We start from the raw sequence: 20,106 nt of genomic DNA, 5'->3' as shown, positions 1-20,106 counted from the left end.
TTAATACCCTTTTCATTCTATGATTAACAAAATCATTGATTTTTCAATCAATAACAAATTTATAATTGGTCTGCTAACCTTGGCACTAATCGGTGCAGGTATCTATAGTATGACTCAAGTCCCTATTGACGCCGTACCAGATATTACTAATAATCAGGTGCAAGTCATCACTCAATCGCCCAATCTGGGTACAGAGGATATCGAGCAATTCGTTACCTATCCAATAGAAGTTGCTATGAGCAATCTGCCCAATGTAAAGGAAATCCGCTCGATTTCACGATTTGGACTTTCCGTGGTTACGGTGGTATTTGATGATGATATGGGAACGTATCTACCACGTCAGCTTGTTTCCGAAAAACTGACTGAAGTTCGTGAGCAGATACCCGAAGAACTAGGGCAACCGTCTATGGGACCTATTTCAACAGGCTTGGGCGAAGTATATCAATATACCCTGAAAGTTGAACCTGAGTTTCAGGATAAATATTCTTTGTCCGATTTACGTACGATGCAAGACTGGATTGTTCAAAGACAAATGGCAATGGTTCCAGGGGTTGTTGAAATCAATGCCATTGGCGGAAAAATAAAACAGTATGAGGTAGCCGTAGACCCCAATGAGCTAAAGGCTATCGGTCTTGCCATTACTGATGTTTTTGAAGCCTTGGAAGCCAACAATAAAAATACAGGTGGTGCTTATATCGAAAAAAATCACCAAGCCAACTTTATCCGTGGCGAAGGTTTGGTACGCAACCTTGATGACATTAAAAAAATCATTATCAAAAATGAAAATGGTATACCAATAACCGTAAGTGATGTTGCCGATGTACGTTTTGGTTCTGCCGTACGCTATGGAGCATTGACACAGGATGGTGAAGGTGAAGTCGTTGGTGGATTGGTAATGATGCTTAAAGGTGCAAACTCAAATGAGGTCATCGTCCGAGTGAAGGAAAGAATGACCGAAATACAGAAATCTCTACCTGAAGGGGTTGTCATTCAACCTTTATTGGATAGAAGTAAGCTTATAAACGAAACTACTGGTACAGTGCGCAACAATCTACTGGAAGGTGCACTCATCGTAATTTTTGTTTTGGTTTTTTTGCTAGGTAACTGGCGTGGTGGATTGATTGTAGCTTCTACTATACCGCTATCCTTATTATTCGCTTTTATACTGATGAATGTTTTTAACGTCTGGGCAAACCTAATGAGTTTAGGGGCAATCGACTTCGGAATCATTGTCGATGGCGCGGTTATCATTGTGGAAGCAAGCGTATTTCTTATGGGTAGTTATATATTTAAAAAGAAAGCTTTAAAAAAGGAAGACCGAGACGTAATCGCTGCCGATGCATCCAAAAAGATGATGAATGCTGCTTTTTTCGGCCAGTTGATAATCCTAATTGTATTCCTTCCCATTTTAGCATTGGAAGGTGTAGAAGGAAAGATGTTCCAGCCAATGGCATTAACATTCATATTTGCGATGATGGGGGCAATGATTCTGTGTCTAACCTATGTGCCTATGATGTCAGCCTTATTTTTAAAACCACCCAAAACGGAAAAAAAATCTTGGAGCGACCGTTTTGTGCAATGGGTACAACATAAGTATGAACCCCTTTTAATGCGAGCCTTGAAAAAAGGAAAGTGGGTTGTGGGTATTGCAGTTGCCATATTCGCTGTAGCCGTATTTGTATTTTCTAAAATGGGCGGCGAGTTTATCCCACAATTGGATGAGGGTGATATTGCCTTCCACGCCATCCTTAAACCCGGTAGTTCGCTCAGCGAAACTATTGAGACAACTACTAAAGTAGAACGCATTGTAAAGGCTGAATTTCCTGAAGTGGAAAAAATTGTGAGTCGTATCGGTGTGGCTGAAGTACCTACCGACCCGATGCCGATGGACTTTGCAGATGTATTCGTTATACTGAAACCACAGGACGAATGGGTGTCAGCTGATTCAAAGGATGAACTTATAAATAAGATGAAGGATGCCGTAAGTATTATCCCAGGTGTCAACTATGAGTTTACCCAACCCATCGAAATGAGGTTCAATGAACTTTTGGAAGGCATCCGTGAGGATGTTGCTATTAAAATATATGGTGAGGATATTGATGTACTTGCTGCCAAAGCGGACGAGATTACCAAAATCATAGCAGGTACTGAAGGTATAGGCGATATGAGAGCGGAAGCTACTTCAGGCTTACCTCAAATGACCATAAAGTACAATCGCGATAAACTGGCACAATATGGTGTCAGCATCGACCAACTCAATACGATAGTCCAATCTGCTTTTGCAGGCGGATATGCGGGTATCATCTTTGAGGGCGAAAAGCGTTTCGATTTGGTCGTTAGACTCGATGAGCAGAACCGTACAGATATCAACGACATCAGAAATCTATACATCAATTTACCAAACGGTTCACAAATTCCACTTCAAGAATTGGCAAATATCGAATACACACCAGGACCGATGCAGATAAGCCGGGATAATACCAATCGTAGAACCTATGTGGGTGTAAATGTCCGTGGACGGGATGTAGAATCATTAGTCAATGAGATAAAGGATAAACTGGATGCAAATCTTGATTTACCCCCAGGGTATTTTATACGCTATGGAGGTGCATTCGAGAATCTAGAAAGGGCAAGTGACCGATTGCAGACTGTTGTTCCTATTGCATTATTGTTAATATTCATCCTGATTTACTTTGCGTTAAAATCTTTTCCACAGACCTTGATGATTTATTTGGCTATACCGATGGCTACTATAGGTGGTGTTTTTGCCCTATGGCTTAGGGATATGCCCTTTAGCATTTCCGCGGGTGTCGGCTTTATCGTATTATTTGGTGTTGCTGTACTGAATGGTTTGGTGATGATTAGCGGACTGAACGAGTTGAAAGAGGAAGGTGTTACCGACCTTAAAGAACGTATTGTAGAGGGAACAAAAAGAAGAGTACGGCCTATTATGCTCACGGCCTTTACCGATATACTTGGTTTTTTGCCTATGGCCGTTTCTGCATCCGCAGGAGCTGAAGTACAGCGACCACTTGCAACTGTTGTTATAGGTGGTTTGATTACTTCAACATTATTGACCCTTTTTATCCTTCCAATTTTTTATCAATGGGTAGAAAAGCGTTCTGAACGTAAGACGAAGCTCAATCCTAAGTTCATAACCGCAACAGCTATGGTGTGCTTACTACTTACTTCGGCTTTCGCGAAAGCGCAACAAGTTCAAGAAAGTGATGCAATACCTGCTATCTCGTTTAAACAAGCAGTGGAAATTGCAAAGAAAAATTATCCGCTATTGAAAACAAAACAGTTGGAAATTCAAAAACAGAACGCCCTTAAAGGCACAGCGTATGACTTAGGGAACACCCAAGTTTTTATAGGCGGTGAGGAAGTAAACGATGGTCAAGGTATTTACACTTTAGTGGGTGTAGGTCAGCAGAATATCAATCTATTTGGTATTGGTGCAAAGAAGCGTTTACAGGAAAAGCGAATTGCATTGGCAGAAACTGCGCTCAACCTTTCTGGACTGCAAGTGGAACAGGAAGTGAAAAAGGCGTGGTCTCAAGCGTACCAACAAAGACAGAAATTTATACTCTACCGTGAACTGGATTCTATCTATTCACAGTTTGAAAAAGCAATCGAACTCAATTATAAGGTAGAGGCTATTTCAAGATTGGAATATTCATCTGCAACCAATCAGGCGTTGCAAATCAATAATAAACTGCAACAGGCCGAGAGCGACTATGCCATTGCGCTGCAAAAGCTTAACCTTTGGTTGGTTTCCGATACTTTTTACACCGTTCCCGACACACTGGACGAAAGTGAAGTTGCTGTATTGGGAATATCCGCAAGTATAAAGAATCATCCCGAACTGGAACTTTCACAAAAGCGAATCGACGAAGCCGAAGCTGGCTATAAAGCTGCTCGTTCTGATTTGTTACCAAATCTAAATCTTCAGGGCGGATTACAACAAGTGAATGGAAGCAACGGGTTTTACACTTATCAAGCAGGAATATCTGTTCCCCTATTCTCTGGAACAAAACGAAGTCAAGCCAAGGCCGCTAAAATAGACAGTGAAATTGCCAAGACTAATGCGGACTTTGTAAAACGCCAATTGCAATCAGAATATCGACAAGCTGTACAAGCCTATCAAAAGTGGAAAGTATCTTGGCAATTTTATAAAGATAAAGCGTTGCCACTTGCCGGAGAGCAAAGACGGGGCGCGTTATTAGCTTATAGAGAAGGTGCGGTTGATTACGCAGCTTTCACTCAAATCATAAGGGATGCCATACAGACCGAAATGGATGCGCTGGCCGCTCTCGACAATTACCTAAAATCAGTTTTTGAACTACAATATTTCAAACAATAATGAAAAATCTATCTAAATACACAATTATAGGGCTACTGACAATGCTTTTAGGCTTTGCCTCTTGTGGCGATTCGAAAAGTGGTGCCGCAGAAAATAAAGAAACAAATTCTGAAATGAAAGAAGAGCATTCCGAAGGTGAAGCCGAGGAAGTGCTATTAACAGAAAAGCAGTTTGATGCATTACAAATGCAAATCGATATCTTACCAATGCGAAATATGAGTGGGTACGTGAAAGCCAATGGTCAGTTGGAAGTCCCACCACAAAACGAAGCTACTATAACTACGGTGGTTGGTGCTAATGTAGTTTCCATTGAGGTTATCGAAGGCGATAAGGTCAATAAAGGACAAACCGTCGCCTATCTCTCACACCCCAATATTATCCAGAAACAGACAGATTATCTCAACGCCTATAGTAATAGCCAGTTTCTCAAAAAGGAATATGAACGGCAAAAAACCCTGTACGAAGCAGGTGTTGGCAGCGGTGCAAATTTTCAAAAGGCAGAAGCCGAATATCAAGCATCCCGAAGTATGGCTAACGGATTGGAAGCTCAACTAAAACAGCTGAGCATTAGTGCCTCAGGCGTAAGAAACGGAACAATTTATCAGCGGGTAGCACTTAGAAGTCCTATTGAAGGCTTTGTACAAAAGGTAGAAATTAAAACAGGCCAATATGTAGAACCCCAGACCGACCTAATGGAAATTGTAGATACGCATCACGTGCACGCAGATTTAATGGTTTTTGAAAAGGACGTATATAAGGTTAAGGAAGGGCAGAAAATCACTTTCAATGTTCAATCCATTCCTGGCAAGGAACTTACCGCAGAAATCTATTCCGTAGGAAAGACTTTTGAACAGAATCCAAAAGCAATACACGTACACGCTGAAATTGAAAATAAGGAAGGGAACCTGATTCCCGGAATGTATATCCAGGGACGCATTCAAACTGACAACACTAAAACATTGGCAATGCCCGAGAGTGCCATAGCTGCTGATGGCAACAGGTTCTTTGTGTTTTCAGCTGAAAAGGAAGGTGATAATTGGGCTTTTATGCCCTATGAAGTTATAAAGAGTACTCAAGATGGAGAATGGATTGCCATTGACTTTCTAACAGAACAAAAATCAAATGTAGAATACGCATTTAACAATGCTTACTATTTAATGGCAGAAATGAAAAAAGGTGAATCTGAAGAACACGGACATTGATAAATAAGACTAAATAATGAAAGAAATAGAACAAAGACTTACTGAAAATGGCGTTCGGCCTACGGCAATGCGCATTTTGATTTATAAGTATATGGCTGAAAGCGAAGTTGCCATTGCGCTCACGGATATTGAGAACGCTTTTGCGAAAGCAGATAGAACAACGTTATTCAGAACCCTAAAAACGTTTGAACAGAAAGGTGTAGTGCACCAAATAGATGATGGTACGGGCGTTCAAAAATATGCGCTCTGTGAAACAGGATGCAATTGTGAACTCGAACAGGATTTGCATTTACATTTTCATTGCAATAATTGTAATGAGACCGTTTGTCTTACCGAACATAAAATTCCAAATATTAACTTGCCAGAAGGCTATGTGGCTGAGGATGCCAATTTGGTGTTAAAGGGAATTTGCGAGAAATGTAGTGCTCAATAAATGCACTTCCGTTGCACTACAATTTTTAATTATTTGCACAGATTATGAAAAAGAAAAAAATAAACTTACGCGACTTAAAACCTAAAGAACACCAAGGTGAGCACAGTCACGATGGCGGCCATAACAATAACAGTACTGAAGTAATATTCGATTTTAGAACCTACTTGCCCTCTATTTTTAGTCTTGTAATGCTGATTGCTGGAATTGCGATTGATTATTTTGATGCCTTTCCACGTTTTTCTGGTTGGATTCGTATTCTTTGGTATGCAATAGCCTATATCCCTGTTGGATTTCCTGTAGTGAAAGAAGGGTGGGAAAGTATAAAAAAAGGCGATTTCTTCACAGAGTTCTTTTTAATGTCTATTGCTACTATTGGCGCATTTGTCATTGGTGAATATCCCGAAGGCGTAGCTGTAATGCTATTTTATGCGGTAGGTGAACTATTCCAAAATGCTGCGGTTAAAAGAGCAAAGGGTAATATCAAAGCCTTGTTGGATGTTCGCCCAAAAGAAGCCAATGTACTTCGTGATGGCGATTATAAAAGTGTTTCACCAGAAGATGTAAATATTGGAGAAAAGATTCAAATTAGAGTAGGTGAAAAAATTCCGTTGGATGGGTTACTATTATCTGAAAAAGCATCATTAAATACTGCAGCCTTAACGGGAGAAAGCAAACCAGATTCTATTTTAAAAGAAGCCAAAGTATATGCAGGTAGTATCAATTTAGAAAGTGTCATTGAAGTTGAAGTAACTAATAAGTTTGAAGATAGTTCTATAGCCAGAATATTGGATTTGGTTCAAAACGCTACGGCACGTAAATCCAAAACGGAATTATTCATTAGGCAGTTTGCTCGTATATATACACCAATAGTTGTGTTTTTGGCTATTGGAGTTACTTTCCTACCTTACTTTTTCGTTGATGATTATGTGTTTAGAGATTGGCTTTACAGAGCCTTAATATTCTTGGTGATTTCTTGTCCTTGCGCATTGGTGATTTCTATTCCATTGGGTTATTTCGGTGGATTAGGCGCAGCTTCAAAGAACGGTATTTTATTTAAAGGTGCTTCGTTTTTAGATGCGATGACCAAAATAAATACCTTGGTGATGGACAAAACAGGAACAGTTACCAAAGGTGTTTTCAAAATCAAGGAAATTAAAGCTATAGGTTGGGAAGAATCTGAATTTATGAAATACCTAATGGCTCTGGAGGAACAATCCACGCATCCTATTGCAAAAGCCATTATGGAGTATAAAGAAAATGGTGAAGACTTTGAAGCAAAGGAAGTCTCTGAAATTGCAGGTAAAGGCTTAAAAGGTGTTGTAAATGGTAGAGCTATTTTAGTAGGAAATAAAGCATTAATGATAGCCAATGCTATAGATGTTCCAACTGAAACCGAATCTATTGTAGAATCTATTGTATTAGTAGCAATAGATAATAAGTTCGCTGGTTATGTGGTGATAGCAGACGAATTAAAAGAAGATGCCAAAGAAACGATTTCAGCATTACACAAAGTAGGTATTAAAAATATTATAATGCTTTCAGGTGATAAAGATTCCATAACACAACAAATTGCAAAAGAATTAAATGTTGAAAAAGCAAAAGGCGGCCTATTACCAGAGGATAAATTAAATGAGGTTGAAATTTTGAAGAAAAATCCAGAAAATAAAGTGGCCTTTATCGGCGATGGAATCAATGACGCACCTGTTTTAGCCGCAAGTAACGTGGGGATTGCGATGGGTGGTTTGGGAAGTGATGTGGCTATTGAAACTGCAGACGTAATCATTCAAACCGACCAACCGTCAAAAGTAGTTAGAGCTATAAAAATAAGTCGTTCTACTCGAAAAATTGTATGGCAGAATATCATATTGGCTTTTGGAGTTAAATTGGTTGTCTTGATTTTAGGGGCAGGTGGTTTAGCAACAATGTGGGAAGCTGTTTTTGCAGACGTTGGAGTGGCATTATTGGCAATTTTGAATGCTGTTAGGTTACAGCGAATGAGTTGGAACTAAAGTCTCATAATGAGTAACTAAAGCATCTATTAGTACTGAAACTAAACTTATCATTTTTTAAGGTATTGACTAAATAATAACTATATTTTAAAATGCAACGAATTCAGCAAATTCTACAAATCATTCAGCATATAACGTAACACATTAAAGTCTATTAATCCTGAAATTTGTAATGTACAAATAAGAATGGATTTATGGAGACAATCAACATATTTGAAACCGAAAATAAGAATCATAAAAAGGGTTTGAAAGAATCATTTCCTGTTACGGGAATGACTTGTGCATCTTGTGCAGCAAGTGTCGAATCTGTATTAAAACACACAGAAGGTGTGTTTGATGCAAGCGTCAATTTCGCGAATAGCTCTGTTTTGGTAGAGTACGATAACGGGTTAAACCCTAATCAACTTCAAAACGCGCTTCGCGAGGTAGGATATGATATTATAATGGATGCCGAAGATCCTTCGGAAGTACAACAAGCACTTCAGCAGAAGCATTATCAGGACATAAAAAACCGCACTATCTGGTCGGCTATACTTACGCTACCCATTTTCGTGTTGGGAATGTTTTATATGCAATGGGAACCTGGAAAGTGGATTTCTTTGGTATTAGCCTTTCCAATTCTTTTTTGGTTCGGGCGTAGCTTTTTTATCAATGCCTTCAAGCAGGCCAAACACGGTAAAGCAAATATGGACACCTTGGTCGCTTTGAGTACCGGAATCGCTTTCCTCTTTAGTATGTTCAATACTTTCTTTCCTGAATTTTGGTTAAGTCGCGGCATCGAACCTCACGTATATTATGAAGCGGCTACCGTAATTATCACCTTTATTTCCTTGGGAAAACTATTGGAAGAAAAGGCAAAATCAAATACATCTTCAGCCATCAAAAAACTAATGGGTCTTCAACCTAAATCCCTTAAAATTATTGAGAATGGGAAAGAAAAGGAAATCCCTATTTCATCCGTACAGGCAGGTCAGACCATTTTGGTACGTCCCGGAGAAAAGATTCCTGTGGATGGCGAAGTTTCCAAAGGAAGCTCGTTTGTAGATGAAAGTATGATTACGGGAGAACCTGTTCCGGTTCAGAAATCCCAAGGAGAAAAGGTCTTTGCCGGTACCGTTAATCAAAAAGGAAGCTTTCAGTTTACCGCTAAAAAAGTAGGTGGAGAAACCCTGCTTTCCCAAATCATTAAAATGGTTCAGCAAGCGCAAGGGAGTAAGGCACCCGTTCAAAAACTGGTCGATAAGATTGCCGGTATTTTTGTTCCTGTGGTATTGAGTATTTCCATTGTAACTTTTATCGTCTGGATGTCAGTAGGTGGCGAGAATGGCTTCTCGCAAGCCTTATTGACCTCTGTAGCCGTTTTGGTTATCGCTTGTCCCTGTGCATTGGGCTTGGCAACGCCTACTGCCATAATGGTGGGTATCGGCAAGGGAGCTGAAAATAATATCCTTATAAAGGATGCCGAAAGTTTAGAACTCGGCCATAAAGTAAATGCAGTAATCCTTGATAAAACGGGTACAATTACAGAAGGAAAACCATTGGTAACCGATATACTCTGGAACGATAAGCTTGAAAATCAAAATGAATACAAGGAAATTCTCTTGGCTATCGAAGGGCAATCAGAGCATCCTTTGGCAGAAGCAGTCGTTAATCATTTGAAAGAAGAAAATATTGAACAAGCAGAAATCTCTTCTTTCGAAAGCATTACAGGAAAAGGTGTAAAGGCGCAAATAGAGAATGGTTCAAAATATTATGTGGGCAACCATAAACTAATGGTCGAAAAGAATATTCAAATCGACGCTACTTTAATGCAAACAGCAGAAAGTCTCGAAGAAAAAGCAAAAACAGTCATATTCTTTGGTAACCAAAATCAAGTGCTCGCGATACTGGCCATTGCAGACAAGATTAAAGAAACTTCAAAAAAAGCTATAGTTATGCTTCAAGAAAGGGGCATCGAGGTCTATATGCTCACGGGAGATAACAATAAAACCGCATCAGCTGTTGCAAAACAAGTAGGAATAACAAATTACCAAGGCGAAGTAATGCCTTCCGACAAAGCGGCTTTTGTTGAAGAATTACAGGTGGAGGGAAAAATTGTCGCAATGGTAGGCGATGGTATCAACGATTCACACGCTTTGGCGCAAGCTAATGTGAGTATTGCAATGGGTAAGGGTTCGGATATAGCAATGGACGTCGCAAAAATGACCTTGATAACGTCAGATTTACAATCCATCCCCAAAGCATTGGAACTATCAAAGAGGACCGTGCTGGGCATACGTCAGAACTTGTTCTGGGCATTCATTTATAACATCATCGGAATTCCAATTGCAGCTGGAGTTTTGTACCCCGTAAATGGATTTTTGTTAGACCCAATGATTGCAGGTGCAGCAATGGCATTCAGTAGTGTATCCGTAGTTGCAAATAGCTTAAGATTGAAACGAGTAAACCTTTAATAATAAATAAATTCAATACTATGAAAACTTTAAAATTTAAAACAAACATCAATTGCGGTGGGTGTGTATCAAAAGTAACCCCTTTCTTAAATAAACAAGAAGGTGTAGAAAACTGGGAAGTGGATACTGCCAATCCTGAGAAAATCCTAACCATTGAAAGCGATGGAGCAACCAAAGAAGACGTAAAATCAACTTTGCAAAAAGTGGGATTTAAGGCCGAACCTGTAGATTAATACGTTTTTTAGTATGGCTTATATTTTAATTTCGGTTGTGATTATTCTCTTTGCTGTTCATTTTTATAGAAAAGCCAAACGCCAAAGCGTAAAGCCATTTCCAGAGCATTGGCATAAATTATTGATGGATAATGTGCTGTTTTATAGAAACCTTTCAAAAGATAGGCAGCTTCTTTTTCAGCAAAAAATGATGCAATTTTTAAGTGAGGTCTATATTGATGCTGTACAGTTTGAATTGGAAGAATTGGACAAGATTTTAATTGCGGCAAGCGCAGTAATCCCTGTTTTTGGCTTCAAAGAATGGCACTACACAAATTTAAGTGGCATCCTATTGTATCCAGATAATTTTAATGAGGATATGCAATTTGGAAGTAAGGATAACTCACGGAATATTGGTGGAATAGTTGGAAATGGAAGGTTCGAGAAACAGATGATACTTTCCAAAAAAGCATTGTACCACGGCTTTAAAAACACCACCGATAAAAGGAATACTGGCATACACGAATTTGTGCATCTTATTGATAAGATGGATGATAGAACAGACGGTGTGCCAGAACGGCTATTGGAACATCAATACGCAATACCTTGGTTAAATTTAATCCATAAAGAAATCGAAGCGATAAATGATAACCACTCTGATATCCGAAAATATGGTGGCACTAATCAAGCTGAATTCTTTGCCGTTGCTTCAGAGTATTTTTTTGAACGTCCAAGTTTGCTTAAAAAGAAACATCCTGAATTATACAAGATGTTGGTTAAATGTTTTAATCAAAAATTAGTACGCCTATCTCAAGAGTAGTTTACACTTAAAAGGGAGTAGTTCACCTTAGAAGAATAGGTCAAAAGTTAACAACGCTATCTAAAGCATCATCCGCTTCTCTATGGATAAAATTTGCCTGATAATTTAGTGTTGTTTTTAAGTCACTATGCCTGTAGAGTTTTTGTAACATTAAAGGATGAATGGAATCACCGGCAATATTGCCAAAAGTATGTCTTGCGATATGCATTGTTATCTTCTTGTCTATTTTAGCTTTTTTGGCAATGGATTTTAAGTTGTCGTTGAATTTCTTAGTTGCCGTTTTTCTTTTATTATAGATGTCTTTGGCATCCTCAAGATTGGCCTTTTTCAATTCAGGAAAAACAAAATCGGTAGCGTATCTTTTATCATCTCTGTAGAAATCCAAAATTCTTAGAACCTTATCTGGAATTTTTAAGGACAGTAGTTTTGAGTTTTTATTCATTCTGTAATGAAGCCTATTGTCGTATATATCTGACCACTTTGTCCAGAGTACATCTGTAACCCGCATTCCTGCAAAATTGAAGCTGAATAGCCAAACATTTCTTGTGTGAATTTCATTACGGGTTAGATTATCTAAGGCTTCAATAGCTCTTACTTCAATAATGTTCAACCCTATTTTTGTAGTCTCAGGAAACTTGATTTTAATTTGGTCAGCACCAAAAGGATACAATTCCCTGCTGACTATTTTTAGCTTTATAGCTCTGTTGAACAATAAGCGGATTAGGACAAGAATATTCATTATTGAAGTTTCAGCAAGGTCGTGCTTAACTTTGAGGTATATCATCAATTTCTTAAGAAATCGCTCATCAATTTCTTGAAACGATAACTGCTTTGATTTGTGATATTTTACGATATAACTAATCAATGCGCTGTCCGTGGATAGACGGTTTAACTTTTCAGCAACTTCCAGTTCGTCCAGATGCTCTTGTGCCAGTTCAAAGAAAGTTGAGGAATTCCCTGAGGCATAAATTTCTTTTTTAATCTGGTTTGCTGAGGCATCTTTATACTCGGACTGTAAATCAATAAGCGCCTTATTGGCATTAGAAAGTTGTTGTGATAATAACTTGTTTAGGCTATCGGCATTTGGATTTGATTTTTTTACTCGAAGATTTTTCTCGTCCCATTCCTCAATATCAATATAATGGCCAATATATTGATAAGTGGAACGACGGTTTTTTGTAATTCGAATAGCTAATGGATATTGACCTTTACTGTTCGGTTTTTTACGAAGAACTATTTTTGCATTTGATGACATAATTGACCTGTTTTTAGTACGAAAGTCAAATCAGGTACAACATAGGTACAACATTGCGTTTTTTGCTCAATTTTTGCTGTACACTTTCGATAAAGATACGAATTTATTGGGCTTTTTAGGTACAACATAGGTACAACAAATGTTGAAATCAACTGATATTAAATGACTTTAAAGAAAATGTAAAAACATATAAATCATTGAAAATGAGTATTTTTGCGTTTCTTTGATGCAATATACGCTAGACTTAGGATCTAGTGCCGCAAGGTGTGAGAGTTCGAGTCTCTCCGCCCGTACAAAGGAAAAGCTCATCAGAAATGATGAGCTTTTTTGTTTAGATCATTTATCAGAAGTCTACCACAATCCCTATACTAGGTGTGATTTGACTAGTATCTGTATCAATTTGAACTAGACAACGAGGTTCTGATATGTTTCCTAAAGAATTACGCGCTAATCCAAATTGTGGTGTTTGAGTTTTATTAAGCACTTTGGGACTTATTTTTTACAGATATTTTTATATTTAATGTGCTTTAAAACAGGTGTTTAATCACGTATAAATACGCATAGTTAGATTGAGGTTTCTTACTAGTTTTGAATATTGAAGTTTAAATAGCTTCAATATCCATTGATATTACACCTTATTCTTAAACTAAGCATTATGACAAATTATGTACTTACTATCAGTTTTACAGATCAACAATTGACCGATATTTACAATACAAATACACAAGTAACTATCGGAAAACAGGTAAATAGTCAAGAGCCTAACGTTGCCTGGCAAAGTTTCAACCCTCTTCAGAATAATCAAGTGACTTGGGAAGAGGAATATGGAATTTATGCTTCTAATTCAGAAATTGTGAATGGAACCACTATAGTTCAATTATCAAATACACCTACAGGAGTGCCAATGGATCAATTATATACATTAGAACCATCGGGTGTTATTTCAGGACCAAGTAATGGCGGTGCATCCAATGCATTTGCATTACTGAATGAATATAGTAATAAAGATTACATGACAATAGGTCTCCTCCAAGATGCTATTGTAAATGGAACTGACGTTATAGGAAACGCAGTATCTGCAGTCCCCGTTTTATTGGCAAGTACCGCTTTGATGACACCTAGTACAACATTATATATATGGTTACAATCTGAAGTGACAGGAAATTCTATAGTAACTGTTGTGACTTCACCCATGACTCAATTGAAATTTGGAAATGGGGTTACAAATATTGCTGTGGAGTATGATACAGAATCAGGAAATTTTATTACGGTACAGAATTAAATATGCAAAAAAGCACATCAGAAATGATGCACTTTTTTGTTTATCTCCTATTTTTATTTCACTCTCTTCATAAAAGAACGAATCTTAGCAATAATAGCACCCCCTTCTTCTTCTAGAGCAAAATGGCCCGTATCATAGATATTATAATCTATGTTTTTAACATCTTTTTTATATGCAGCTGCACCACTTTCAGGAAAAAACAAATCATTTTTCCCCCACACAATTAACATAGGAGGTTGGTTGTCTCTTAAGTATTGTTGCCACTTTGGATATTGCTTAATGTTATTTTGATAATCATAAAATAAATCAAAATTAACAGCATGAGCATTGGGTCTTGATAGACGTAAATAATCCAAATGCCAGGTGTCAGGATTGACCGTTTCTGGATTACGCGTACCATGGGTATACTGCCATTTAAGTCCTTCCAAAGAAAATACAGGAAGTAATGCTTTTTCAGTTTCAGCATTTCTATTTGCCCAAAATTTTCGCACATCTCCCCACGCTTCGCCTAATCCTTCTTTATATGCATTTCCATTTTGATTAATGATGGCGGTTACTCTTTCTGGATGTGCTGTTGCAATTCTAAATCCTACAGGAGCTCCATAATCTTGTATCATCAGCGCATAGGAATTAAGACCTAACTTTTCTAATAAACCATCTATAGAGGTAGCCAGATTATCAAATGTATAGGTATATACATCTTGAGAAGGAAAATCACTATTCCCAAACCCTGGGTAATCAGGAGCAATCAAATGGTATTCATCAGAAAGTTGATCTAAAACTTTACGATATTGATGTGATGAAGAAGGAAAGCCGTGCAATAATACAATCGTTGGATCTTTCGGATTTCCAGCTTCTCTGTAAGCTATGTTTACGCCATTTACTTCTAAAGAGCGATACATAGTTGGATACTTTGAGATTGTATCTTCAGTTAATGAATGGCTAGTATCTTTTACAGTATAAGAAGAAAATGTAAAGAAAGAGATAATAGCTAAAAAGGTAATGAGCGAAATTTTAATAATTGGTTTCATTGATGTTGTTTTAAATTAATATTTTACCGATCGTTCGGTAAATAAGTCGAAACACTTTTCACTCCTTACATTATTGAATTATATTTTTTGAAAAATTATGGATTTGTACTGTATACGTTTTAACGCTACGATCTCCCTTTTGGTCGTGAACCTGCCTGCCGGCAGGCAGGTCTCGCTCGCTCGCTTTAACGTTGCACTCTCCCTTTGGTCGTGAATCTCGCTCGCTCGATTTCGCACTTCGACAAGCTCAGCATAAACTTCTTCGTCACTTTGTTCCTTGAAAGCGTACTCTAAAAGTATTTATTTTACTATAAATGCTATGTAATATCTGTATCCGAGCCTCCTTGTAGTACTTTTTCTATAAGCTCCCATGACTTATCGGTCCATGACCAAACGATAGAGCCGTGCCATCCATGATGTTTTAATGTATTGACAAGATTTTCTGAAGGAATTTCAAAAATGGGATCGGGGTAATATTCGGCAATAATGGCTCTTTTGTCTAATTTTTTAGCGTCATAACGAGTATGAAAAGGAGATCCTTCTTTTTTTGCCCATGTATAATAATGAATATTATAAAAGTCTAAGTAGCCTGTAATTTCTCCACCAATATCTTCCAATACCTGATCCGAATATCGATTTTGATATCCGTGTTTTGGATCATCTATAGAAGATAAGAAACCCAATGCTCCACTTGTAATTTTAACGTCTGGCTGCGCATTACGTATATAAGCAGCAGTTCTATTAATAAAACGTTGAATATCTTCCATGGTAACACGTTCTGCAAATCCTTCCCAATGGCTTGCATATTCATGAGTCATACCTTCGGGTTCATTAAAAATTTCCCAAGCAAAAAGCCCAGGATGAGCTCCTATATAGTTGACAAGCGGGAGTAGTGCATTTTCAATATAAGCGGTATAATGAGCAACTTCAGTTAATAGTTTTTTATTAGCCTGTGCATCTACGCCTTCTTTTGTTTTGAGCATATCAAAAGACCATAAGCAGATTTGGATTTTCAGGCCTTTAGAAGCTGCCATGGCTAGTAGTTGCATCACATCTTGATGGAAAAAATCAGGATTTGGTAGCGCTTTTTTAGTGTCATCAAGCCTTGGATTTGTAGATCCGTCGGTATGATACCACCATCGTATCACATTCCCTCCATTGGCAACAGTAAGTTCCATGATCTCATCTAGTGTATCCCAATCAGGATGGTATTCTTCTTGTGTGATTGGATGAATGCCAACATCTTTTCCAAAGTCCAACCAAGCAATATTAATTCCGTGTACAAAATCAATATCATGTGGAGGCTGGAGGTGTTTAGGATACTTCATAATCATTTATTTTTAAACTATTCTCTTATATGCTTTCGCGAAAGCATATACAGCAACATAAGTACTAGAATACGCTTTTAGGAGTTAAGATACTTTGCTAATAAACTATGGAAATGGTGAACGCCCTTTTCACGCGTAGGAGAGAATCTTCCTGCTTTATAGAATTTAGATTGTAGTCCTTTATGAACGCCTTCTACCACAAACTCATCTTCGCGTTCTACTTTGTCTAGTAAAGCGCCAGCACCCGTATGTAGTTTTGTTTCATCATATACATACGTGATAAAGGAGACCTTTGTTTTATTGAGACTAAAGGGTTTTACAATATTTATGGATAATCCCCAAGGGTAAAAGTTAAACATCATATTAGGAAATACCCAGTAATAATAGGCAGCTACATGTTTTCCTTGATCGGGATGACCCTCTGGGAGTTCAAAAACTTCGTCGCCTCCATCGGTATATCCAATTTGTAGGTTTACATGCTCATAAATCTCTGTTTTATATTGCCCATAATCTAATGCATCGTTTAAATCTGCATGTACAAATGGGATGTGAAATCCTTCTAGGTAATTATCACAGTACAATGCCCAATGACAATTAATGATATAGTCTTTGTTGAGACTAGTATCTAGTTTGAATTCGTTGAGTGGTAAAAAACCAACACGTTCTTTCATCACATTGATCACCTCAGAAAAATCAAATACAGGCTTGAGTCCAACAAATAAATGTGAGCCCCATTCCCGTAATTCAAATTTGTGCAAGCTGTCACAGGGTCTTGGAAAATCTTTTGCTTCTTCAAATTCAGGCATCGATTTAAAAGTGCCTTGCAAGTCAAAACGCCTTCCGTGATACATACAGGTGAAATTCTTTATTTTTCCAGGATGATGCGCCACAATATTTCCACGATGTGTACATACATTACTGAGACACGTAATCTTATTTTCTTTGTCTCTTACCACCATCATAGGCTCTGTAAGGTAATTGTCTAACAAGACAAAGGGAAATACACTTTCTGTTAATGGGATGCAGGAATTTGCATCACCAATCCATTGCCAAGTGGTTTCAAAAACGCGTTCTTTTATCGCATCAAAAACATCTTGACTACGATAAAAAGAGGCAGGTAAGGTTTCGGCTTGTGTAATGTCTGGATGAATGTAGAATGGTTCCATATCCCTAAATTTAAGAACTTTTTTTGGTTAGATATAGATAAAACGGAATTCCAAGGACTAATAATGCAAATCCCCACAGTACAGTTTCGGCGCCACAACCTATAATCACCCAAATACAAAATAGTATACTTACGCCTGATATGATTGTCTTGCTTAGTGGGATTTTCTTTTCTTTTCTATAGATCAATATCAATAAACTTATAGCTGATAATACATAGGGCGTTAATACAGATAGTGTCGAGAGTTTCATCATAAATGTAAAAGCATCTACGAGGCTTTTGGTATAATTTAATCCCATCAATATGGATGCTAAAATACTTGAGATAATAATCCCAGTAATAGGTGATGTATGATGATTTGTTTTGCCAAATATTTTAGGAAAAAGCTGATCTTGAGCTGCGGCCATTGGAATTTGTCCTTGTATTAAAATCCATCCGTTTAACGCTCCTAATGTTGCTATAACAGCACCTGCTGCTACAATGTATTTAGCAGACTCTCCCCAAAATAGAGCCGCCGCATCTGCAAATGGGGCATTTGAAGTAACAAGTACATCTGGCGGAACAATTCCCATGATAGCTACAGAGCTAAGAATATATACGATAATGGTGATGAATGTGCCAAAAACAGTTGCTTTTTTTATAGTACTTGCTGCATTTTTAATGGAGGAGCTAGGAATCGTTGCAGTTTCCATTCCTAAAAAAGCAAAGAGTGTAAGCATTGTAGTAGCTGTAATTGCAGAAAGACTAGAAGTACCACTAAGATTGAATGGCGTAAAATGATCCATTTTTATATAAGCAATCCCAATAAAACCTATGAGCATAATAGGAACTACTTTAAGAATGGTGGTGATTAATTGTACAAAGGCAACTGTTTTTATAGGTTTAGAATTTACCCAGGTAAATAACCAAATAAAGCCTAATCCAGTGGATACTGAAAGTAGTTGATTGTGCCCCAGTATAGGAAAGAATACTTCGAGGTATCCTACTAATGCCACTGCAATGGCTGCATTTGTACACCAGATAGAAATCCAATAACCCCAAGCGACTAAATAGGCTGGAAATCTACCTAACCCTAATCGCGTATATGCATAAGGACCCCCTGTTGTATCGGGAGCTAATTTGCCTAAATATCCAAAAATTAACGCTAATAATATCGCTCCTATAGAAGCACAAATCCATCCAATAATGCTAATGGCGCCATAGGCTGCTAATGAAGCTGGTAATAAGAATACACCAGATCCAATCATGTTTCCTACCACAAGAGAGGTACTAGACCAAAACCCGATTTTCTTTGTACGCAATATCGTTTAATTTTCTACTGATCTGTAATGTACGTATAAACTATTAAAGTTGGTTACAATAGAAAGAGACTGTCTAAAGATTGGGTAAACATCATTCTGAATTTATTTCAGAATCTCATCATAATTAGTTGTTACGCTATTGAGAAACTGAAACACGTTCAGTTTGACGAAAACTATATCTTTTAGACAGTCTCTTTGTCTTATGGTTTTAAAATTTTTGTATACGCTTTCGCGAAAGCATATACAGAAACTTCATATTATAATTCTAAAATCTGACGTATCATTTGATTTGTGAATCCCCACTCATTATCATACCACGTCATCACTTTTAATAAATCGCCATCTACCACACGTGTCATGCTTAAATCTACGGTAGATGCATATGGGCTTTTTACAATATCTGAAGAAACAATAGGTTCATGCGTAGTGGCTAATACATTTGTATAACGTGCCGTTTGTGCTTCTTCTTGGAGTATTGTATTTATTTCTTCTACAGTTACTGGCTTCTCTGTTACAAACGTCATATCAGAAATAGAGCCAACTGGAATTGGAACTCGTAAAGCTACCCCATCAAATTTTCCTTTGTATTGTGGTAATGCTTTTGTGGTTGCAATAGCTGCACCCGTTGAGGTAGGGACAATATTTGCTGCGCCTGCACGTCCCATACGGTAGTTCTTTTTAGAAACGGAATCTACCATATTTTGCGAAGCCGTATAAGCGTGTACAGTCGTCATAATGGCTTTTTTAATCCCAATACGTCTTCCTAATACCTCTACGACGGGACTTATATTGTTAGTAGTACAACTCGCACAAGAGAAGATAGAAGTCTTTCCCTCTTCTGAGTTTACACCATGCACAACTGTAGGCGTATCTTCACTTTTAGTAGGCGCCGAAATAACAACTGTTTTTGCACCTGCAGTGATGTGTTTTGCAGCATCTTCACTATTGGTAAAAAAACCTGTGCTTTCTATCACAATCTCGATATTATCCTCTTTCCAAGGAAGTTCTTCCGGATTACGATTTGAATAATAGTTGATTTTCTTGCCATCTATAATCAGGTGATTCTCATCATGAGTAACTTCTTTTTCATAAATACCGTATACAGAATCATATTTAAGTAAGTACGCAATATTATCTACTGGTACAAGGTCATTTACAGCTACTACATCGAGTTCTGGGGTGTCTAAAATTACTTTGAGAGCAGCACGTCCTATGCGTCCCATTCCGTTGATTGCTATTTTTTTCATTGGTT

15 protein-coding genes are annotated in these 20,106 nt (G+C 37.8%); 8 read left to right on the top strand and 7 right to left on the bottom strand.

Annotated elements, in window-relative coordinates; translation table 11 throughout:
* The first annotated feature begins 19 nt into the window (after positions 1-19).
* The 7 genes from CHB80_RS01685 to CHB80_RS01655 all read left to right on the top strand — a co-directional run bounded on the left by CHB80_RS01685 (position 20) and on the right by CHB80_RS01655 (position 11,492).
* Complete coding sequence (locus tag CHB80_RS01685) at positions 20-4,363, top strand: CusA/CzcA family heavy metal efflux RND transporter (RefSeq protein ID WP_089369705.1); 4,344 nt, start codon at positions 20-22, stop codon at positions 4,361-4,363.
* Positions 4,363-5,565 (top strand): efflux RND transporter periplasmic adaptor subunit, encoded by a 1,203-nt coding sequence (locus CHB80_RS01680; RefSeq protein WP_089369704.1) that lies wholly within the window; start codon positions 4,363-4,365, stop codon positions 5,563-5,565. Before CHB80_RS01685 ends, CHB80_RS01680 begins: the two co-directional genes overlap by 1 nt.
* A 16-nt stretch (positions 5,566-5,581) precedes the next feature.
* A complete protein-coding gene (locus CHB80_RS01675; RefSeq protein WP_089369703.1) occupies positions 5,582-5,998 on the top strand; it encodes a Fur family transcriptional regulator in 417 nt (138 codons plus the stop codon).
* Between the two features lie 44 nt (positions 5,999-6,042).
* On the top strand, positions 6,043-8,007 hold the full coding sequence (locus CHB80_RS01670; protein ID WP_089369702.1) for a heavy metal translocating P-type ATPase: 1,965 nt from the start codon (positions 6,043-6,045) through the stop codon (positions 8,005-8,007).
* Positions 8,008-8,201: 194 nt separating this feature from the next.
* Positions 8,202-10,460 (top strand): heavy metal translocating P-type ATPase, encoded by a 2,259-nt coding sequence (locus CHB80_RS01665; RefSeq protein WP_089369701.1) that lies wholly within the window; start codon positions 8,202-8,204, stop codon positions 10,458-10,460.
* Between the two features lie 20 nt (positions 10,461-10,480).
* Positions 10,481-10,693, top strand: coding sequence for a heavy-metal-associated domain-containing protein (locus CHB80_RS01660; RefSeq protein WP_089369700.1), 213 nt, complete (start codon positions 10,481-10,483; stop codon positions 10,691-10,693).
* Between the two features lie 13 nt (positions 10,694-10,706).
* The gene (locus CHB80_RS01655) at positions 10,707-11,492 is read left to right on the top strand and encodes a M90 family metallopeptidase (RefSeq protein WP_089369699.1); all 786 of its coding nucleotides are present in this window, start codon (positions 10,707-10,709) and stop codon (positions 11,490-11,492) included.
* Positions 11,493-11,532: 40 nt separating this feature from the next.
* On the opposite strand, the gene CHB80_RS01650 is transcribed toward CHB80_RS01655, so the two are convergent.
* Positions 11,533-12,747: a site-specific integrase gene (locus tag CHB80_RS01650; protein ID WP_089369698.1), complete on the bottom strand. Its 1,215-nt coding sequence runs from the start codon at positions 12,745-12,747 to the stop codon at positions 11,533-11,535.
* A gap of 343 nt (positions 12,748-13,090) precedes the next feature.
* Positions 13,091-13,231: a hypothetical protein gene (locus tag CHB80_RS24500; RefSeq protein WP_179218062.1), complete on the bottom strand. Its 141-nt coding sequence runs from the start codon at positions 13,229-13,231 to the stop codon at positions 13,091-13,093.
* Between the two features lie 171 nt (positions 13,232-13,402).
* Here CHB80_RS24500 and CHB80_RS01645 point away from each other — a divergent pair, with 171 nt between their 5' ends.
* Positions 13,403-14,029, top strand: coding sequence for a hypothetical protein (locus tag CHB80_RS01645; protein WP_089369697.1), 627 nt, complete (start codon positions 13,403-13,405; stop codon positions 14,027-14,029).
* 53 nt (positions 14,030-14,082) lie between these two features.
* Here the strand turns inward: CHB80_RS01645 and CHB80_RS01640 are convergent, their stop codons facing one another.
* The 5 genes from CHB80_RS01640 to gap all read right to left on the bottom strand — a co-directional run bounded on the left by CHB80_RS01640 (position 14,083) and on the right by gap (position 20,101).
* Positions 14,083-15,060: an alpha/beta fold hydrolase gene (locus tag CHB80_RS01640; RefSeq protein WP_089369696.1), complete on the bottom strand. Its 978-nt coding sequence runs from the start codon at positions 15,058-15,060 to the stop codon at positions 14,083-14,085.
* Between the two features lie 317 nt (positions 15,061-15,377).
* Positions 15,378-16,388 (bottom strand): glycoside hydrolase 5 family protein, encoded by a 1,011-nt coding sequence (locus CHB80_RS01635; protein ID WP_089369695.1) that lies wholly within the window; start codon positions 16,386-16,388, stop codon positions 15,378-15,380.
* Positions 16,389-16,465: 77 nt separating this feature from the next.
* Complete coding sequence (locus CHB80_RS01630) at positions 16,466-17,554, bottom strand: aromatic ring-hydroxylating oxygenase subunit alpha (protein WP_089369694.1); 1,089 nt, start codon at positions 17,552-17,554, stop codon at positions 16,466-16,468.
* Positions 17,555-17,564: 10 nt separating this feature from the next.
* The gene (locus CHB80_RS01625; protein WP_089369693.1) at positions 17,565-18,854 is read right to left on the bottom strand and encodes an amino acid permease; all 1,290 of its coding nucleotides are present in this window, start codon (positions 18,852-18,854) and stop codon (positions 17,565-17,567) included.
* 257 nt (positions 18,855-19,111) lie between these two features.
* Positions 19,112-20,101, bottom strand: a complete 990-nt coding sequence (gap, locus tag CHB80_RS01620; RefSeq protein ID WP_089369692.1) for a type I glyceraldehyde-3-phosphate dehydrogenase — start codon at positions 20,099-20,101, stop codon at positions 19,112-19,114.
* Positions 20,102-20,106 lie beyond the last annotated feature (5 nt).

The sequence above is a fragment of the Dokdonia pacifica genome, from assembly GCF_900188275.1.
Classification (GTDB): domain Bacteria; phylum Bacteroidota; class Bacteroidia; order Flavobacteriales; family Flavobacteriaceae; genus Dokdonia; species Dokdonia pacifica.
Note: the sequence above shows the minus strand (reverse complement) of the source record. Positions and strands in the feature narration are given on the sequence as shown.

What these genes read in the sequence shown, in the direction of transcription:
- CHB80_RS01685 (WP_089369705.1), top strand. Translation starts at nt 20, where the DNA reads ATGATTAACAAAATCATTGATTTTTCAATCAATAACAAATTTATAATT.
- CHB80_RS01680 (WP_089369704.1), top strand. Translation starts at nt 4,363, where the DNA reads ATGAAAAATCTATCTAAATACACAATTATAGGGCTACTGACAATGCTT.
- CHB80_RS01675 (WP_089369703.1), top strand. Translation starts at nt 5,582, where the DNA reads ATGAAAGAAATAGAACAAAGACTTACTGAAAATGGCGTTCGGCCTACG.
- CHB80_RS01670 (WP_089369702.1), top strand. Translation starts at nt 6,043, where the DNA reads ATGAAAAAGAAAAAAATAAACTTACGCGACTTAAAACCTAAAGAACAC.
- CHB80_RS01665 (WP_089369701.1), top strand. Translation starts at nt 8,202, where the DNA reads ATGGAGACAATCAACATATTTGAAACCGAAAATAAGAATCATAAAAAG.
- CHB80_RS01660 (WP_089369700.1), top strand. Translation starts at nt 10,481, where the DNA reads ATGAAAACTTTAAAATTTAAAACAAACATCAATTGCGGTGGGTGTGTA.
- CHB80_RS01655 (WP_089369699.1), top strand. Translation starts at nt 10,707, where the DNA reads ATGGCTTATATTTTAATTTCGGTTGTGATTATTCTCTTTGCTGTTCAT.
- CHB80_RS01650 (WP_089369698.1), bottom strand. Translation starts at nt 12,747, where the DNA reads ATGTCATCAAATGCAAAAATAGTTCTTCGTAAAAAACCGAACAGTAAA.
- CHB80_RS01645 (WP_089369697.1), top strand. Translation starts at nt 13,403, where the DNA reads ATGACAAATTATGTACTTACTATCAGTTTTACAGATCAACAATTGACC.
- CHB80_RS01640 (WP_089369696.1), bottom strand. Translation starts at nt 15,060, where the DNA reads ATGAAACCAATTATTAAAATTTCGCTCATTACCTTTTTAGCTATTATC.
- CHB80_RS01635 (WP_089369695.1), bottom strand. Translation starts at nt 16,388, where the DNA reads ATGAAGTATCCTAAACACCTCCAGCCTCCACATGATATTGATTTTGTA.
- CHB80_RS01630 (WP_089369694.1), bottom strand. Translation starts at nt 17,554, where the DNA reads ATGGAACCATTCTACATTCATCCAGACATTACACAAGCCGAAACCTTA.
- gap (WP_089369692.1), bottom strand. Translation starts at nt 20,101, where the DNA reads ATGAAAAAAATAGCAATCAACGGAATGGGACGCATAGGACGTGCTGCT.